Origin of the sequence: Paenibacillus sp. BT-177 (genome assembly GCF_025846815.2) — a bacterium.
Classification (GTDB): domain Bacteria; phylum Bacillota; class Bacilli; order Paenibacillales; family Paenibacillaceae; genus Paenibacillus; species Paenibacillus polymyxa_C.
In genome coordinates this window covers 293,325-310,405 of the sequence record NZ_JAOYTP010000003.1, presented here as the reverse complement: position 1 = coordinate 310,405, position 17,081 = coordinate 293,325, and the positions used below count along the sequence as shown (strand labels likewise).

Here is a 17,081-nt window from a genome sequence, read left to right as displayed (position 1 = left end):
GCAAGGAGCTACCCATGAAGAAAACATACTTGTATTGGCTGCTGCTGCCAGGTTTGCTCTTTCTGGCGGTGTTCATGGTCATTCCGATTGTGTTGACGATCGGTTCGACCTTCGTACAGAACAGCTCATTCACCTTAGAAGGCTATCTCCATTTCTTCAAGGACCCTTATTTTCTGAAAATATTACTGACTACGCTGGAGGTCAGTGTCGTAACGACCCTCGTATGCGTATTGCTCGGTTTTCCGACGGCTTATTATATTTCACAAAAGGCCCCGCGTCGTAAAGGGATTTTGCTGGCGCTGGCTATCTTCCCCTTGTTGACGAGTCCGGTGGTGCGGTCATTCAGCTGGATGGTCATTTTGGGTCGCAAGGGGTTATTAAACAACGTGCTAATGAGTTTAGGACTCGTGGATGAGCCGCTAAATATTTTGTACACTCCGGCAGCGATGATTATTGGTCTGGTCCATTTGTTTTTACCGCTGATGATTATTTCACTGATTGGTGTGCTTGAAAATATCGATGGTGATCTTGTCCATGCCGCTCAGAGTCTTGGAGCCTCCAGATTCAGCGCATTCCGTAAAATTGTATTCCCGCTGTCTGTTCCAGGTCTGATCATAGGAAGCATTCTTGTTTTCGTGGGCAGCCTGACAGCATATACGACCCCAGCACTGCTGGGAGGGAAACAGCGGGTTATCGCTACATTTTTGTACCAAAATGCGATGACGCTTAACGACTGGTTTTTAGCCTCTGTTATCGCAACAATTATGATTGCTATTACATTTATCGTGGTCGGTCTCTTAAATAAGGCGGCCCATAAACTCAATCCGAAGGGGTAGGTGGATATGCGGGAGAAACATTACGGACTAGGCTTCTTTAGCCTGCTGGTCTTCATCTTTCTGCTCGGTCCGCTGTTGATCATATCGGTCACTTCTTTCGAGCCGGGCACGGTATTAAAATTTCCTCCGCAGGGCTTTTCCTTGCGCTGGTATGAAAATATTTTTGAAGTGGATTTGTTTATGTCCACGTTCAAAACGTCGATTGTCGTCTCTCTGCTGGGCAATATCCTGGCGTTGTTAATCGGTATGCCAGCCGCTTATGCGCTTAGTCGGTTTTCGTTTCGCGGGAAGGATGCACTGAATGCCTTGTTCCTTTCCCCGTTGCTTATACCGGGTATTGTGCTTGGATTTACACTGCTGCGTTATCTGATCATTGTGTACCATTTACCGGTATACGCTGGACTTTTGATCGGACATACGGTGATTATGCTGCCGTTCATTATTAGAGTCATTGCATCCAGCTTGTCTAACTTTGATTTTGCGATTGAGGAAGCAGCGCTTAGTTTGGGAGCTGGACGGCTGGAAACCTTTTTCAAGGTGGTTCTACCCAACATCCGCTCAGGCATTATTGCGGCTATCCTGATTGCCTTTCTGGAATCATTCAACAATGTCGACATTTCCGTCTTCATGACAGGACCGGGCTTCAGCACCCTGCCTATTCAAATGCTGACTTACGTCGAAAATTATTTTGATCCGACGATTGCAGCGATTTCGGTTATGCTGATGATTTTAACGGGTATCCTGATGTTCTTGATTGAACGACTGATGGGATTGTCTTACTTCACTAAAAGGTAATGGAGGCTTCAACTTTATGGCACTGCTTACTCTGGATCGCGTTTCGGTCGCTTATGACAACCAACTGATCTTGCAGGATTTCGATTTGCAGCTCGAACGAGGGCAATTGCTCTCGTTGCTCGGACCGAGTGGTTGTGGCAAAACGACTACACTTCGTCTTATTGCAGGATTTCTCGAAGCTAAACAAGGAACATTTTTGTTTGGTGATAAGGATTATACCCGGGTTCCAGTGAATAAACGGAACTTCGGTTTTGTATTCCAAAGTTATGCGCTTTTCCCGCACTTGTCGGTTTTTGATAATGTTGCCTTTGGTTTGCGGTTACGTAAAGTAAAAGAAGATGATGTGAAACGACGCGTTATGACTATGCTGGATACGGTTAGCTTGGGGGGATTCGAAAAACGTTTCCCTGGCGAATTATCAGGCGGGCAGCGTCAACGTGTCGCGATTGCGCGAGCGCTTGTAATTGAACCTGATCTGCTGCTGTTTGATGAACCTCTGAGTAACCTGGATGCTAACCTGCGTGTAAATATGCGCGTAGAAATCCGCCGTATTCAACAGGAGCTAGGCATCACCACCATGTATGTATCGCACGATCAGGAGGAATGTTTTTCGATTTCTGACCAGGTTGCGATTATGAATAAGGGGAACATCGAGCAATTAGACGCTCCATCGACCATTTTTAAATATCCGACGACCGAATTTGTTGCCCGCTTTATTGGGTTTAATAATTTTCTAAGCTTTGACGAGCGCACTGAAGAAGGAGAACGTATTCGACTGAATACAGGCGACCTTTCGTTTAGCGTAGTGCGTAATCAGGGCACAGTCCAGCCAGGGGCTCGCCAAGGCGCTATTCGCCCGGATGATTTGGTCATTCGAACAGAAGGCAACGAGACAGGAGAAAATGAGCTTTCTGGTGTCATTAAGGTAAGTACTTACCTAGGGCGCAGCTATCAGTATGTGGTAGAGACAGCGAAGGGAAACTTTACGGCTAATCAGGAAATGGATACGCCTTACTTGAGTGGTCAACGGGTTACCCTGCATTTTCCGGCAGACAAAATGGTGCTGGTCCAATAATCAGCGGGTTCGATGAAGGAGATACATCATGCGTGCAGACAAAATGATTTTACAAGTTAAGGTGTATAACAGTTACTACAAGACGTTCGAGGTAGGCAATGTTGCTATACTTGACGGCAAGTTTATGTATATCGGTCAGCGTGGTCTGGAATCTTTCGAGGCTGCTGAAATTGTGGAGGGGCACGGGAAATATATGATTCCCGGCCTGATCGATATCCATTTGCATATCGAAAGTACAATGGTGACCCCAGCAACCTTTTCCTATGGACTCATTCGCAATGGGGTCACGACGATTGTACCGGAACCGCACGAAATGGCGAATGTTTTCGGATTGGAAGGTATTCAGGAAATGATGGAGGCCAGCAAAGATTGCGTGGCTGATATGTTTTACGGGATTCCTAGCTCTGTCCCAGCGACACCATTGGAAACCTCAGGGGGCGAGATTGACATCCCCGAGATTGATACTTTGTTGCAAACGGGTGAGATGATCTGCCTGGGTGAAATTATGAATTATGTAGATGTCATTCGTGATCCGGAGAGCAAGACGAACCGCATCTTACGCCATGTTCGTGAGCACTACCCAGAGCTGATCATTGAAGGCCATACGCCGCAGTTGCTTGATCTGGATTTGCATCAGTTGATCTATGCAGGAATAGGCTCAGACCATACCCACCAAAGCATTGAAGGTATGAAGGCAAGAATGGCCGCCGGGATGTTTATTGAGATCCAGGAAAAATCCATGACCCCTGAGGTGATGGACTATCTCATTCAGGAGGACGTGGCACAACATTTTTGCTTCGTAACGGATGATGTAATGCCGGATTCTTTCGTAGAGCGGGGACATCTGAACCATATTGTAAGTAAAGCGATCGGAATGGGCATGAAGCCTGAGGATGCGATTTATGCAGCTACGTTTACTCCTGCTGCCCGGATGCGCATGCATGATCGCGGGACAATTGCGCCAGGGAAAATAGCTGACTTTGTGCTACTATCGGATCTGGAGCATTTTGATGTGGAGCAAGTCTATAAGGACGGTCATAAGGTATTTGATAAATTTGAGGAATATCATCAGGCACAGGTAAAGTGCCAGTTCCCTGCCCACTTTTATCAAAGTGTAAAGCTCAATCCACTCACAGAGCAGGATTTCACTGTGAAGTTGGATGTAGCTGATGGCACACATCAATGCCGTATTATGATGGTCAAGGATGGATCAACTTTTACAAGCGAACGAATTGCACCTGCCCAAGTAGAGCAGGGTGAACTGGTATGGGAACATGGTGAACATGGACTCATTGCTACGTTTGAGCGGTATGGCAAGAACGGCAACCGTGCTTACGGTTTGATCGGGGGAGATACGATTAAACGTGGAGCCGTGGCAACCACCTATTCGCACGATAACCATAACTTGCTGGTCGTGGGGCATAACAAGCAAGATATGATTTTGGCTGCGAATACGGTTTTATCCAGCCAAGGGGGCTTTTGCGTAGTTGAAAATGGCAAGGTGCTGTCCCATTTACCGTTAACAGTGGGCGGAATTTTAACAGAAGGACCGCTAGAAATGGTTGCTGCCCACGTAAAGGAACTGCGTTCAGCCTTACTGTCGCTGGGCTATCGCCATTACAATCCAATCATGTCGCTGAGTACTCATTCTTTGCCAGTCAGCCCGGCTTTGAAAATTACCGATCACGGCTTGATTGATGTAAACGCAGGCAAAGTTGTACCCTTGATTGTAAACCCTTCGGAAATGCAAGAATAAAAAAAGAGTCGACCCTTTTACGGGGCGACTCTTTTTTGCTGTGTTTAGATTATTGAGGTGGGTTGCGAATTTGTATGAAGCGTTTGCCTGTCGATCAATTCACGTAATCTTCATGATTTAACCATAATAAGGCCTTGCAAAACACATAGATAGTGTTATAATTAAAACAGGATTTAGATTAAGTCTAAATTAACTGCTGAATATTTTTTGGTTTCACGCATGGGATTTAGAAGAAAATCAGACACTACTGCTAGCGAGTATCACTCCAACTATATTAATGATAATAACGAGAGGGGATTTTACACATGAGTACATTAAATCATACGAACGCACCTACACAAGAGGCTATTCAAGAACTGCACAAGGCTTTAAACCGTCACGTGGCTACCTGGTCTGTACTGTACACAAAGCTGCATTATTTTCACTGGTATGTAAAAGGACCTAAATTCTTCACACTGCATGCTAAATTCGAGGAGCTTTATAATGAAGCAACAGCTAATCTGGATACGATTGCTGAACGTTTGTTGGCTATTGGCGGTCGTCCTGCTGCGACCTTGAAGGAGCATTTGCAACTGTCAGCTATTCAGGAGTCCGCAGGCGAGCAGACAGCCGAAGATATGGTGAAGGCCGTTGTAGCTGATTTTAAAACGATTACTGTTGAATTGGCTAATGGTATGGAAGCAGCAGAAGCGGCACAGGACAAAGCAACAGAGGATCTTCTGAATGGCTTGAGAGAAGAAATGGATAAACATATCTGGATGCTTACCGCATATTTGGGATGAGTTTCTGGGAGTGATTTCCACGGATATGGAGATCAGGTGAACAAGTACACATCTCGTTGGTTCCGGCCTGCTACAGGAGTATAATGACGAAGAAGCATGATAGACCACAGGCTCATGAGCAAGCGAGCTACCGGGATGGGGTGTAAGTTGTGGAAGTGAAACAACAGCTTTTGCATGAAGCGGAGCAGTTTATATATACATGTTATGAGGAGCTGGGCCGAAGCCGCGCTGATGCGGAAGCCCGGCTTCTTCATATTCGTCACGACATAGAGACTATTGGAACGTACGATCATACTTACGAAGAGCTGGAACACGGGGCACTTATGGCTTGGCGGAATAGCAATCGTTGTATCGGTCGCTTGTTTTGGGACAAGCTTTTGGTTAGAGATGCACGGGGAGCGTCAGATGCGACGCAAGTAGTTCACGAGCTATTGGAGCATATCCGCATAGGGACGAATGGCGGTAAAATTAAGCCTACGCTTACTGTATTCCGCGCCTCCCAGCCGGGCCAGCCGGATATTCGTATCTGGAACCATCAACTCATTCGTTACGCTGGATATGAAACGGATCAAGGGGTCATCGGGGACCCGATCTCGGTGGATTTTACGAATGCTTGTAGGGATTTGGGGTGGCAAGGAGCAATGACTGCTTTTGATATATTGCCGCTAGTTGTGGAAGCGGGAGGCCAGCCTCCCAAGCTCTTTGATATTCCTGAACATTTGGTAATGGAGGTGCCCATTGAGCATCCGGAACTCTCGTATATAGCCTCTCTGGGATTGCGCTGGTATGCTGTGCCTATGATTTCAGATATGACGCTGGAGATTGGCGGTATCATCTATACAGCAGCTCCATTTAACGGCTGGTATATGGGGACAGAAATCGGTGCCCGTAATTTTGCGGATACCTTCCGCTATAATATGTTGCCACAGGTGGCAAAGCTGATGGGGCTGAATACGACGAGTGAAACAACGCTATGGCGTGATCGCGCGCTGGTAGAGTTGAACATTGCTGTGCTGCATTCTTTTAAAAAAGCGGGGGTCAGCATTGTCGATCATCATACCGCAGCAGCACAATTCAAGTTGTTTGAGGAACGGGAAGCCAAGGCTGGTCGCGCGCTGACAGGTAATTGGACGTGGCTGATCCCACCGTTGTCACCAGCAACCACGCATATTTTTCATAGTTCTTACGATAATCGGCTTGTGAAGCCGAATTTCGGAGTTCAGGAAAAGCCATATATGACGAGACAGGCTAAGCCAACAACAGATGCAGTGCTGCCGCAGAAGCCGCAAGGCTGTCCTTTTCATTCTGGATAACCTAACGGGAGACTAATTGTTGGATCTGGACTCCGGTTTATCCCATACAACGATCAATAGGGTCGCGATCGGCCCTATGAGTAGTGAGAGCACAAACCAGCTAAGCCTGCTCCGATTTTTGGACTGTGCCAAGCCGGCATTAATAAGGGCAAGCGTTCCCCAGCCGATATAATAATCTTCTGGCATGGTATTCTCCTTTGTAAAAAGGTATAATATCGTACTGTGTATTGTATGAGTACATTCATAATTTCATAAGTTATATCGTAAATATAACTTTATATATCTTGGTTTGAGGAGCGAAGCTAAGTTGGAGAGAAATCAGGCAGAGCGCATTGTCGCTGAGCTTTTGGAACGAGCTGCTATAGGCGTAACAGTTAAGCTGGAGAAACGTTTTCCTGGTGGACGGCTGATTGGGGGCAAATATGCCATGCATGCTCACGCCATTACCATGTATACGGATGTTATCGAAACACAATGTTTACAGATGTTCGGCAGCGCAGATCGGGTTGAGGAATATTTTACGGTTGTGCTTGCGCATGAGATCGGGCACGCCGCCGATACTGAATTAGAGGGCCTCTCCGATGCGATGGAGCAAGAGAACAGGATCGGGACCCGGCAACGGCTTGCGCTGCAAATTGAGGAAAACGCATGGAACTATGCGCTTAGACTGGTGCCTGAAATAGAAGCAACGTTTATTTCTGCCGTAATAGACGAGTCCCTGCTTGCCTATCGAGTCCCGATTATGGAGCAGTCTGACATTGCGTAATGATGAATGATCCAAGAGCCGTTAGGCTCTTTTTTTATTTGTTTTTAACAAACGAGGTGGACAGACAGATTCAAAGGAGCAGCTTTTTAAGCTGTGACACGCGACCTTGAGACAATTCCAGCATTTCGGCTAATTCTTTTTGAGAGACATTAGGGTATTCCTCCATGAGCTGCTTTAGTTTATTCAGGAGCTCATTCTGATTTCTGTAGCTTCTTCTTTTCTTCGGCTGGACAGGACGTGCTTCACTCAAATGACTGGAGGGATTATCGCTCTTCAGGTTTTCAATACAACTCTTGCAGATCAGATGATCTCTGAAATAGCTTAAATGATCAACGGCGCCACAAAAATAACAAGAAACCCCCGTATATTTGCGAATCATCAGTCCCTCTGGTGTAATAAAAAAATCGAGGGCATCTCCAATATTAATATTCATAGAAGTGCGCAGTTCTTTGGGTAACACAATGCGTCCCAAATGGTCTAGTGGTCGTGTCATTCCTGTGTTCTTCATTATTTTTCCCCTTTCTTGGAATGCGCTTATGGTTGCAGGAATTGTATGTTATGTATGCTGGAAGTACAAAGCGCTTATATTAAAGTTTGTTCTGGTATAGCTATCCTAAAAAAAGCTCCGGCATGACGAACAATTACGTCTGCCGGAGCTTGGTGCAGCCAATGAATCTAAGATGTCATGTCGAATTACTGTGGGTTGGTTGTCCAAATGCCGGCTACTTTTAATTGAACCCGTGGCGGCAGCTTCAATGCAGCTAACGTCAGATCGGCCAAATCTTGCGGCTGAAGCATGCGGTCCTCGTCACCAATAGGCAATCCCGCATTTACAGCCAATTCTGTATTGACCGTGCTTGGTGTCAGCGCGGTAACCCGAATGTTGGATTTGCGAACTTCCTGCATCAGTGCTTCTGTGAAGCCCATCAAAGCAAATTTGGATGCGCAATATGCAGAGCCTGTTGCAAAACCTCGTTCTCCTGCTGTGGAGGAAATGTTAATAATATTTCCGCTCTGTTGCGCCAGCATGCTTGGAAGAGCGGCGTGTGTCACATAATAGGTTCCCATCAGGTTTACGCGAATAATACGTTCCCACTCTTCGGGGTCCATATCTGCGACTGTGCCGAAGGTGGCGATGCCTGCATTGTTGATCAAAATATCGACGGCACCCAGTTCATGCTCCAGTGAAGCTACAGCGGCAGCGGCCTGTGTGCGATCGGATATATCCGCAACAGCACTCACCACTTTCACACCGTATGTACTCCCCAGTGAATCCTGCAACTTTTGTAGGTCGTTCAATGTGCGTGAGATTAACCCCAGATTAACGCCTTCCTTGGCCAAGGTTTCAGCAATTGCCTTACCGATTCCTTTGCTGGCTCCTGTAATAATGGCTGTTTTGTTCTTAAGTTCCATCCAGTCTCCTCCTTATTAATCTATAATGTGGTTGTGCATCTGGGCACATGGTTACATTATACAAGGTTAAACTCATTGAACCAAACTTCGCCTTTGATGAGGCATTCATTTAGAGGTCTCTATTTGGAAATATAAATATCCCCTGAAGTGGTTTCGACCTTAATCACGTTCACACTACCGGGAACAGATTCGGGAGTATTGATACTCCCAGAGTCAGAGTGGACATTATAGACACCTTTAAAATCGGGAGCTTGCTTAATCTTCACGTCACCAGAATCAGCATTCACTTCCAAGTTGGCTACGGCCCGTTGTGTAATATTTGTCTCCCCTGAGGTTAGGGAGAGAAGACCATTACCGCTATAATCGCGAATGGTAACATCACCTGAAGTAAGCTTTAACTCCATATCTGCTGCAAGCTGACTGGCTGTAAAATTGCCGGATGTTAAATTTGCGATCAGGTGGGTACTTTGGAGGTTTGTAATCTCGGCAGTGCCTGAAGTAGCGGTGATAGAAGTATTCTTCACAGAGGCATCTTGAAGTTTTACATTCCCTGAATGTGCATCTACCTGCAGATCAGTTAGTGTTTCGCCAGAGGGCATCTCTACGGTAATCGTTTGATCCAAATCAGGAGTGATCGAAAAGAATGACAAGGAAGGGTCCGGCTCCGATTGAATGGTAAGCTTACCGTTCTCAATTCGGGCATTATGAATTTGGTCGGCTACTTTTGTTTGAACTTCTCCGCTGATGCGTATCGTACCTTGGTCGCCAGAGCCAGGAGTGAACAAAATAGAAACATCATCAGAACTGTCCACTTTCAGGTTTTGTAGCTGACCACGTGTGAATGTCCACTTTTTATTTATAGCTGTTGTTTCTTTCATTACTTGTTGATTCCATGGGGCACCGTAGGCCACCATTCCGGCTGCACCGATGACAATGCACAGACCTGCTGCAATAAACCACTTTTTATTCATGTTTTTAGTAAGCTCCCCTCAGGGTAGTCTGATTCCATTTCCAGTATCGTACTGTGCTCTTGACCATAAGGAGTAAGAGATAACGTACTCCAGGCAGCAGCAATAGACCTATACCCGTCAACGTGATAGAGAAAAAGAATTTGGCCGGGTAAAAGGTGCTGTTTAGCGCATAATCAGTAACAGCGAGAAGGGGGGCTGCAATGAAGCTGATCGATACCACAGCCAATGAAGCCCATACTGCCCATAGGGTAGCCATAATCGGGATGGAGATTAGCAAATTGAGAAACAACAGCCCTAGGAAAATAAAAATATTGCGAGCAAAGCTGCCCTGGCGAAGCGGAGGAGAAGCGTTCCAGGCTGCATTGGGAACATCCAACGCTTCTCGAGCAATATCTTCTGGGTTACCCAGCTCATGGGCAATCTCACTTTCGCTTTTGCCATTAACCAACCCGTAGTCAAAATGCTGGCTCAAATCACTAAGTAGCTCATGGCGTACCTCTGCAGGGAGAGGAGAAAGACGCTGCTCCACCTCTGTAAGAAACTGTTTTCTATTCATCGGAATTTCCTTCCTCCAGTAGGCTTGCGACATGATGGACAAAATCATTCCATTCCCGTGTAAGTAGTCTTGTATAATGGCTACCGGTATCGGTTAGCCGATAATATTTACGGGGCGGACCCTCGGTCGATTCCTGTAAATACGTCGTGCAGTATCCCTCTGATACCAGACGGCGAAGCAGTGGATATAGGGCTCCCTCTGCTACTTCGATATGACGGGAGACGGCTTGAGCCAATTCGTAGCCATAGCGGTCTCTACGTCCAATTAGAACTAGAACGCATAGTTCCAGTACCCCTTTTTTGAATTGGATGTTCACATTCACGAGCGATGCTCCCTTCCTGATGTAATCATAATTCATAGGTGTCGTTCGGAATAAGGGGAAGAAACGTGTGTTTGTGCATAATTTGTCACGGGTACTGATTATAAATCAGTAGTCAGGTATAATTTAACATCATGTACTGATTAATGCAAGGTACTAAATTTTTAATAATAAAATCTTCGGGTCAAAATGGGCTGGTTTTCTTTCTTGAAGGCTTACATGAATAGCGAATCTTGTAGAATAAAGTAGTTTCATTTGGAAAATTCTCGATTTCTGGCTGGGTGCACCCATAGGATGTTACTTTAATTTCATTCATTAAAATGATAGATTGTAAAGTGTTCAATAGAGTTAAAGATTACCTATGATGAAGAGGTGGATAAAGGATGGACTGGAAACACTGGTATAGGGAATTGGAACAGGATGATGAGACTTGGGATGTGTCGGAGGAGGTTGTACTACGTGGTGTGGTACATCTTGATTTTTGCGGGCAGCCATCGGAGGTAGAAGCTGAATTTATCGTGGGAGCCGACTCTGAAGAACAGGCACAGACTATAGAAGAACCTACAGAGCTGCAAAAAAAGACATGGGAGACGTATATGGCATGTTCGTCAGAGATCCATCCTCAAGTGTTGGAGTCCATACACCATTATTATGTAGACATAGTGGAAAAGTATCGGAAGGCATACAGCTCATGGGGAGAGGACCCTAATGAATATGCGCCTTATGTGGAGCGACCAGAGCAATTGCTGGATCGAATGCAGCTTATATCTATACTGATTTCCGACTCATCGGAAAAGGATGAACTATATTTGAATTTTAGTTGTTCCTGGGATCGAGAGCATGGCTTAGGTGTACATCTGAAGCAGATAAAAATCGAGCATATTCAAGGTGCATATACATTATATGACTTGGAATAAATAAAACCCCCTTCCGGTCTCTAATAGAAAGACCGAAAGGGAATAGGATATGGTGGACATGATGACGCGATTGGATACGGTAAAAATATTAGTTGGATACAGACAGCATGGCACGGGCTGCTTGAGCCGCCTGTACCATTTGCCGCAATGCGGCAACAGATTCTTCCTTGGTACGGGTTTTCAGCCCACAGTCTGGATTAACCCAGAACAAATCTGATGGCAGTACACGCAAGGTACGCTGAATCATGCTTAGCATTTCTGATACATCAGGAATGCGCGGACTGTGGATATCGTATACACCCAGACCGATGCCTTTGTCGTAAACCTGATCCTCAAAGCTAACAATCAGTTCTCCGTGGCTACGAGAGGTTTCAATAGAAATCACGTCGGCATCCATGTCTGAAATGGATTGGATCATATCCTGGAATTCGGAATAGCACATGTGTGTATGGATTTGGGTCGCAGGCTGAGCGGTGGCCGTGGTCACAAGGAAGGCTTGAACAGCCCAATCCAGATAGGCCTGCTGTTGTTCTTTTTTCAACGGAAGCCCTTCACGAATTGCGGGTTCATCCACCTGAATCATGCTAATACCCGCTTGTTCGAGTGCCTCTACCTCTGCCCGTAATGCCAGAGCTAACTGCAAAGCTACTTGCCTGCGTGGAATATCATTACGTTCAAAGGACCAGTTCAAAATGGTCACAGGGCCTGTAAGCATCCCTTTAACTGGCTTGGAGGTTAACGACTGAGCAAATGCCGTCTCTTCCACGGTCATAGGTTGATCGAACGACACATCTCCGTAAATGATCGGCGGTTTAACACAGCGGGAGCCGTAGGACTGCACCCACCCGTTTTGTGTAAAAGCAAAGCCTTTCAGCTTTTCGCCAAAAAATTCAACCATGTCGGTCCGTTCAAATTCCCCATGTACAAGCACATCTATGCCAATGTCCTCTTGGATATCAATCCATTCCTTGATCTGCTGTTGGATGAATGTCCGATATTGCTCGGCAGACCATTCTCCTTTGCGATAGTGCAGACGGGCCTTGCGGACCTCAGCAGTTTGCGGGAAACTGCCGATGGTCGTCGTAGGCAGTGGGGGCAACTTCAGCCTATTTTGCTGAATCACCCGGCGCTCGGCGAAAGGAACGCTGCGTGATAGTGGCTCTTTTGTTAGCAGGTCGGCCAAATCGGCAGCTGTCTGTACCCTTGCCGCGGAGCGGTTGAAGCGGGCTACCGCATCCGAACTTTGCTCAAGCTTGGCAAGTGCGGATGGATCGTGCTTACCAAGTGCAGCCGTCAAGACTGCGACTTCATCCAGCTTTTCATCGGCAAAGGCTAGTGCATGCACCAGTTCTCGGTCCAGCTTGTGCTCTGCTTCCAGACTGACCGGCACATGTAGCAGACTGCACGATGGCTGTACGATAAGCTGTGCGGCAGTGGTCTGTTCTGCTAACTGGTCCAACAGCGCAGCCACGGCATTCAGGTCGCTGCGCCAGATATTGCGTCCGTCAATGACACCAGCACCCAGCGTTTTTCCTTTAGGGAAGCCATGCTGGCATATATGCTGAAGATTTTCGCCATCATCGTATACAAAATCAAGACCCAGTCCCTGTACCGGAAGTTCAGTCAGACGCTCATAATGATCCAGGCTGCCAAAGTAGGTTTGCAGCATGATGTTCAACGAGGGTGCAGCTTGGGTCAAAGCTTCATAGACCTCCTGAATAATATCTAGATCCTCTGCCGGGAATGAGGTGGTCAGGACAGGTTCATCGATTTGGACCCATTGAACGCCTTCTGCTGCTAGCTCTGACAAGACTCGAGCGTATAAAGGCAGGAAGGTTCGTATAATAGAAGCCAGATCCTTACGATCATAGCCTTTGGATAAAACAACAAATGAATAGGGACCGATGAGAACCGGTTTACCGTCAATGCCTAGCTCCTGTTTTGCTTCACGATAAGCCAGTAAGGGTTTATTTTCAGTGAGCACCGGAGCCGCATTTGCCAATTCGGGAACGATGTAGTGGTAATTGGTATTCATCCATTTGGTCATTTCACTGGCAGTAGCTCCCTTCTGCCCACGTGCGATCCCGAAATACACAGACAGAGGAACCGGACCTGTAGAACGATAGTTGAAGCGTTCGGGTACGAGACCGAACATCACGGATGTGTCCAGCACGTGATCGTAATAGGAGAAGTCTCCGACAGGAATGCGATCAATCCCTTTGTCACGTTGCTTGCTCAGATGCTCCAGACGCAATCTTTTCATCTCACTATGCAGTTCGCTTTCGTCAACACTACCCTGCCAGAAGCGCTCCAGTGCTTTCTTCCATTCCCGGTTCCCACCGATACGCGGATAACCCAGATTACTGCTAATCAAACCCGACAATGCAGATCGTTCGTTAATGGACATGTAGGTTTCCTCCTAACTGGTAGCCAGTTTATTTTTACGTACCAAAAAAGGCATTCTGTCCCCAAGGCTAAAAATAAGTAGGGGAAAGAATGCCTTCGCGATTAAAATTCAAAAATACGGCGACTGCTCTTAACACCTCCCTATCTTCCGTAGGTACTGCGATGTTGTTAAAATAGGCAGGTCTCCTGACTTACGGATCATGACGTTCAGCATCCCTTCCCGGTCTGTGGACCAGTGGGTGTATGAGTAGCTGAACATTCCCCGTTTACAGTGGCGGGACCGTCCCGGATTTGCACCGGCTTCCCTTTTAAGTCTGATCTGAATAGAACAGACACCTATTTCCAAGCTATGCGATTAAGGTATGACGAATAATTATGCACTCGTATACTTGTTCACCATCATAAGTGAAACTCACAGGATGTGCAATAGAAACAGTAATAGAAACTGGAGTGGAATCTGTTAGTTATATGCAAAAAAGACAAGCCCACCCCATCGTGGGGACTTGTCTTTGATATATCATCTTGCTAAGTAGAACATCGCCTTTAAGCCAATGAAACGGTGTAACCTGCCTGAATACTGGCTCTCACATCTACCAGACGTTGATTACGACTACCTCGAAAGGGGAGGGTCAGATCCTTTTGCTGTTCAACAAAACGGCCATCTACAATCACGTCACACAAAAACGCTAGCTCCTGTCGTTCCTGATCCATGAGCAGATCTTCGTAAACAAAGCCCGTGTAGGCCCATACGGTTCGGTCGGGACAAGCCGCGCGGAAGTTACGTACAAATTGCGAGCATTCTGCTGCTGAGAAAAAAGGGTCTCCCCCGCAGAGAGTCAGTCCGTCCAACAGCGGGTTATCCATGATATCACGGATAACCTCCTGTTGACGCTCAGGCGTGAATGGCTCCCCTGCGCGGAAGTTCCACGAAGCTGGATTAAAACAGCCGGGACAGGCATGGCGGCAACCGCTAATGAATACAACGGTGCGCAGGCCGTATCCTTCATTCAGAGATTCTGGAATATAGCCGCACAAATTCACTTATGCTTCACCCGGTCGCGAACTTCGGCTTGCTTGGCAGCATTAAAACGAACGGTATAATCTCCTGTCAGATATCCGGTTACCCGACGTAAACGCTGAAAATGCGTGTGTTCCTCATCTGTGCCGCATTGAGGACAGCTTGTCCCGATAATCCCTTCATAGCCGCATTCCGTACAACGATCCACCGGATGGTTGATGGAGAAGTAGCCAATGTTCTGCTGCAGCGCGTACTGAACAATTTTAAGAAACGCATCCGGGTTATTTCGCGCATTACCGTCCAGCTCAATGTATGAAATTGCACCCGCATTACATAGATTATGGAACGGAGCCTCCAAGCTGATTTTACGAGCAGCGGGGAGCTTGTAATACACCGGAATGTGGAAGGAATTCGTGTAATATTCCCGGTCATTGACCTCAGGGATAATTCCGAAGTCACGTTGATCCAGCAATGTAAACTTGCCTGACAGACCTTCGGCAGGCGTCGCGAACAGTGTAATATTAAGATTGTAGTGCTCACTCATTCGATCACAATACATGCGCATGGAAGTGATGATTCGCTGTGCTTCACGGTATACAGCATCATCTTCCCCGTGGTGTTTTCCATATAATGCTTTCATGCACTCAGCCAGCCCGATAAAACCAATCGAAAGTGTACCGTGCTTTAGGAGACTTCCTACCTTCTCATCAGGTTCCAGTTTTTCTCCGCCTTCCCATACCCCTTCGCGCATCATAAAGTCCGAAGCTTTGGCTGGCTGGCTGGTCTGGATATGATAGCGATGGATTAGACCGTCTACTGCAATTCGCATAACCTCTTCTAATTTCGCATCAAAGCGATCACGGTCAGGTGTCAGACGCTTGCCTTTGCAAATGCCATATTCAATCCCGAGCCGCACCAGATTAATGGTATTAAATGAGAGATTACCCTTGCCGCTCTGACGATTTCTGCCGAAACGGTCAGAAATGGTGCGGGTACGGCAGCCCATCGTCGCAATGATGGTATCCGGGTCATCTGCGCGGTAATAGGGCAGATTGAAGGTAGCATCCACATTCACAAAATTGGGATACATCCGCTTGCTGGAGCACTCTACCGCCTTTAAGAACAAGTCATAGTTGATATCGCCCTCTGCCTGGTTGACTCCTTTTTTACATTGGAAAATATGTTGTGGAAAAATAGGAGTTTCCCCGCTGCCGAGTCCGCGAATTGTGGCTTCCAGCAGCGATTGCGAAACAAGCCGACCTTCAGCAGACGTACACATTCCGTAATTCAGTGAAGTGAACGGAATTTGCCCCCCTGCCCGGCTGCTCATCGTGTTCAGGTTATGAATGAGCGATTCAGCGGCCTGCCGGGTTTCTGTCTCCGTCTCTTCGCGTGCGAATGAGTATGAACGAGGACAGATTTCTTGCAAATGGGTGTTGGCTAGATGCAGTTCTTCGTCAGACCAACGGGAGTCCAGCTCTTCCTCGAACAGCCGGAGTCCTTTGCGCAGATGCTTGCGGAAGGAACGAGCAACGTATGGAGCAAGATCCCAATCTATTTTATTGGCAGAGACACCACCAAATTGGCTATTTTGTTGAGACTGGAATATGATGGCGACCAGTGCCATCGCAGACATAATTGTTTGCGGTGTACGTACAGAGCCATTGCCTGTATTGAAACCGTCTTGTAGCAAACGACCAAATGGGATAAAGATACAATTTGTAGTTCCGAGTGCATATTGGTCCAAATCGTGAACATATACATACCCGTGGTCAATGGCGTCTGTCAATTCAGGCGGAAGTACACGCAGGCGCGCATACCATTTGGCATATTCCGAGCCAAGCTTGCTCATTTTGCCACTGAACGATTCTCCATTTAAATTTGCATTCTCCCGCAGCATGTCCAGATCTTGTGCCCCAATGACCCGCTCGCCGATGTCGTATAATTGATGTTCCTCCAGCACCTTCATCGTAAAACCCTCCATATAGTAAAAAATATATATTTTTTACAAAAACAACATATTGATGATATCTAGTGATAACCAATTGTTTCGATCTATATATTGTATATACGTAGACATGGAGAGTATGTGACTATTGTCACATTGATGGGAGCAGGAAGCACAAAAAGGCCAGGTATAGAATAAGAGACACATCCA

Annotated in this window: 17 protein-coding genes and 1 riboswitch; of the genes, 8 read left to right on the top strand and 9 right to left on the bottom strand. The window is 46.6% G+C overall.

The annotated features are described in order from the left end of the window. The first annotated feature begins 14 nt into the window (after nucleotides 1-14). The 6 genes from OIU26_RS11845 to OIU26_RS11820 all read left to right on the top strand — a co-directional run bounded on the left by OIU26_RS11845 (nucleotide 15) and on the right by OIU26_RS11820 (nucleotide 6,557). Nucleotides 15-836 carry an ABC transporter permease gene (locus tag OIU26_RS11845; RefSeq protein WP_013373568.1) on the top strand — a complete coding sequence of 274 codons (822 nt, stop codon included), beginning with the start codon at nucleotides 15-17 and terminating at the stop codon, nucleotides 834-836. 6 nt (nucleotides 837-842) lie between these two features. Next, nucleotides 843-1,631: an ABC transporter permease gene (locus OIU26_RS11840; protein ID WP_013312456.1), complete on the top strand. Its 789-nt coding sequence runs from the start codon at nucleotides 843-845 to the stop codon at nucleotides 1,629-1,631. Nucleotides 1,632-1,647: 16 nt separating this feature from the next. After that, nucleotides 1,648-2,706: an ABC transporter ATP-binding protein gene (locus OIU26_RS11835; RefSeq protein WP_264216936.1), complete on the top strand. Its 1,059-nt coding sequence runs from the start codon at nucleotides 1,648-1,650 to the stop codon at nucleotides 2,704-2,706. A gap of 28 nt (nucleotides 2,707-2,734) precedes the next feature. Further along, on the top strand, nucleotides 2,735-4,462 hold the full coding sequence (locus OIU26_RS11830) for an adenine deaminase C-terminal domain-containing protein (protein WP_264216935.1): 1,728 nt from the start codon (nucleotides 2,735-2,737) through the stop codon (nucleotides 4,460-4,462). A gap of 305 nt (nucleotides 4,463-4,767) precedes the next feature. Continuing rightward, nucleotides 4,768-5,244, top strand: coding sequence for a Dps family protein (locus tag OIU26_RS11825; RefSeq protein ID WP_040102650.1), 477 nt, complete (start codon nucleotides 4,768-4,770; stop codon nucleotides 5,242-5,244). Between the two features lie 149 nt (nucleotides 5,245-5,393). After that, on the top strand, nucleotides 5,394-6,557 hold the full coding sequence (locus OIU26_RS11820) for a nitric oxide synthase oxygenase (protein ID WP_264216934.1): 1,164 nt from the start codon (nucleotides 5,394-5,396) through the stop codon (nucleotides 6,555-6,557). A 12-nt stretch (nucleotides 6,558-6,569) separates the two neighbouring features. On the opposite strand, the gene OIU26_RS11815 is transcribed toward OIU26_RS11820, so the two are convergent. After that, entirely contained in the window at nucleotides 6,570-6,743 is a 174-nt protein-coding gene (locus OIU26_RS11815) for a hypothetical protein (protein ID WP_167346971.1), read from the bottom strand. A gap of 121 nt (nucleotides 6,744-6,864) precedes the next feature. On the opposite strand from OIU26_RS11815, the gene OIU26_RS11810 reads away from it, so the two are divergent. After that, complete coding sequence (locus OIU26_RS11810; protein WP_058711234.1) at nucleotides 6,865-7,323, top strand: hypothetical protein; 459 nt, start codon at nucleotides 6,865-6,867, stop codon at nucleotides 7,321-7,323. 70 nt (nucleotides 7,324-7,393) lie between these two features. On the opposite strand, the gene OIU26_RS11805 is transcribed toward OIU26_RS11810, so the two are convergent. The 5 genes from OIU26_RS11805 to OIU26_RS11785 all read right to left on the bottom strand — a co-directional run bounded on the left by OIU26_RS11805 (nucleotide 7,394) and on the right by OIU26_RS11785 (nucleotide 10,585). Continuing rightward, nucleotides 7,394-7,831, bottom strand: coding sequence for an AbrB/MazE/SpoVT family DNA-binding domain-containing protein (locus tag OIU26_RS11805; protein ID WP_013373561.1), 438 nt, complete (start codon nucleotides 7,829-7,831; stop codon nucleotides 7,394-7,396). A 185-nt stretch (nucleotides 7,832-8,016) separates the two neighbouring features. Then, the gene (locus OIU26_RS11800; protein ID WP_064961605.1) at nucleotides 8,017-8,736 is read right to left on the bottom strand and encodes a 3-ketoacyl-ACP reductase; all 720 of its coding nucleotides are present in this window, start codon (nucleotides 8,734-8,736) and stop codon (nucleotides 8,017-8,019) included. 119 nt (nucleotides 8,737-8,855) lie between these two features. Next, nucleotides 8,856-9,707, bottom strand: a complete 852-nt coding sequence (locus OIU26_RS11795; protein WP_264216933.1) for a DUF4097 domain-containing protein — start codon at nucleotides 9,705-9,707, stop codon at nucleotides 8,856-8,858. A gap of 4 nt (nucleotides 9,708-9,711) precedes the next feature. Beyond that, nucleotides 9,712-10,263 carry a DUF1700 domain-containing protein gene (locus OIU26_RS11790; RefSeq protein ID WP_264216932.1) on the bottom strand — a complete coding sequence of 184 codons (552 nt, stop codon included), beginning with the start codon at nucleotides 10,261-10,263 and terminating at the stop codon, nucleotides 9,712-9,714. Then, nucleotides 10,256-10,585: a PadR family transcriptional regulator gene (locus OIU26_RS11785; protein ID WP_013373556.1), complete on the bottom strand. Its 330-nt coding sequence runs from the start codon at nucleotides 10,583-10,585 to the stop codon at nucleotides 10,256-10,258. Before OIU26_RS11785 ends, OIU26_RS11790 begins: the two co-directional genes overlap by 8 nt. A gap of 380 nt (nucleotides 10,586-10,965) precedes the next feature. Here OIU26_RS11785 and OIU26_RS11780 point away from each other — a divergent pair, with 380 nt between their 5' ends. Further along, nucleotides 10,966-11,499, top strand: coding sequence for a DUF6985 domain-containing protein (locus OIU26_RS11780; protein ID WP_165079809.1), 534 nt, complete (start codon nucleotides 10,966-10,968; stop codon nucleotides 11,497-11,499). 88 nt (nucleotides 11,500-11,587) lie between these two features. Here OIU26_RS11780 and metE read toward each other — a convergent pair whose 3' ends face one another. The 3 genes from metE to OIU26_RS11765 all read right to left on the bottom strand — a co-directional run bounded on the left by metE (nucleotide 11,588) and on the right by OIU26_RS11765 (nucleotide 16,892). Continuing rightward, nucleotides 11,588-13,906 carry a 5-methyltetrahydropteroyltriglutamate--homocysteine S-methyltransferase gene (gene metE / locus OIU26_RS11775; RefSeq protein ID WP_264216931.1) on the bottom strand — a complete coding sequence of 773 codons (2,319 nt, stop codon included), beginning with the start codon at nucleotides 13,904-13,906 and terminating at the stop codon, nucleotides 11,588-11,590. 158 nt (nucleotides 13,907-14,064) lie between these two features. Beyond that, nucleotides 14,065-14,260, bottom strand: a riboswitch (cobalamin riboswitch). Between the two features lie 188 nt (nucleotides 14,261-14,448). Continuing rightward, nucleotides 14,449-14,946, bottom strand: coding sequence for an anaerobic ribonucleoside-triphosphate reductase activating protein (nrdG, locus tag OIU26_RS11770; protein ID WP_264216930.1), 498 nt, complete (start codon nucleotides 14,944-14,946; stop codon nucleotides 14,449-14,451). Next, nucleotides 14,943-16,892: an anaerobic ribonucleoside triphosphate reductase gene (locus OIU26_RS11765; protein ID WP_264216929.1), complete on the bottom strand. Its 1,950-nt coding sequence runs from the start codon at nucleotides 16,890-16,892 to the stop codon at nucleotides 14,943-14,945. Before OIU26_RS11765 ends, nrdG begins: the two co-directional genes overlap by 4 nt. Nucleotides 16,893-17,081: the final 189 nt, after the last annotated feature.